Genomic DNA, 783 nt, shown 5'->3' with positions numbered 1-783 from the left:
CCCGCATAGCGCATAACTAAGTGCAGTCAGTCGAGCCGGAAGGTAGTTCATTACATCATCAAGGCGAGCAGCAGCCCACCCGAAGTCCTTGTAGCGAGTGTTCTTATAGCCCCACATAGCATCGAGAGTATTCACCAGGCGGAAAAGAACAACGCCCGGTATGCCGCCAACAATAAACCAGAAAATAGTGCTAAAGATTGCGTCAGCACCATTTTCGAGTACAGACTCTGTACTGGCGCTTGCGACGTCTTCGGGCGTTAAATGCTTGGTGTCACGACTAACAATTCGAGCGACTTTCTTCCGAGCTTCACCTAGATGCCTTTTGGTTAAAGGTTCAATAATCGCTTCAGCATGTTCTTTGAGGCTTTGCCAACCTAGCGCTGTATATAAGACGAACGAGGCAAAGGCGACGTGAGCGATCGGTTCGCTGAGTGTAAGTAACTCCAAATAGAAAGCGAGTAGAACGGTAGGCACTAATAGGAATGTCAGTGCAATGATGCCTTTAAGCCGTTTGCCGGACCCGCTATTTAACTTGTGCTCAAGGTCGGTGGCGAGATTGCCAAAGCCAACGAGAGGATGAAAGTGCTTGGCTTCGCCAAAGACCTTATCGAGGAACAAGGCCAATAAGAGGCAAATTGAAAAGTACATGTGTTATTTCCTTGTTATATTTATTGGCAGGCAACGAGAACTAGCAGGGTGATGCATTCGAGTATCTCGATCATGGCGCCGGCTGTATCACCTGTGCACCCTTNAAGCCGCTTCATCATGCGAGAGCGCAAGTAG

2 protein-coding genes are annotated in these 783 nt (G+C 48.6%); both read right to left on the bottom strand.

Annotated features, from left to right (window positions below):
• A partial coding sequence (gene cbiB / locus A3756_RS19035) for an adenosylcobinamide-phosphate synthase CbiB (RefSeq protein ID WP_068554304.1) occupies positions 1–648 on the bottom strand: 648 nt, incomplete at its 3' end.
• Between the two features lie 20 nt (positions 649–668).
• Positions 669–764 (bottom strand): hypothetical protein, encoded by a 96-nt coding sequence (locus tag A3756_RS29320; protein WP_368664601.1) that lies wholly within the window; start codon positions 762–764, stop codon positions 669–671.
• Positions 765–783: the final 19 nt, after the last annotated feature.

The organism is Oleiphilus sp. HI0086 (assembly GCF_001635225.1).
Note: the sequence above shows the minus strand (reverse complement) of the source record. Positions and strands in the feature narration are given on the sequence as shown.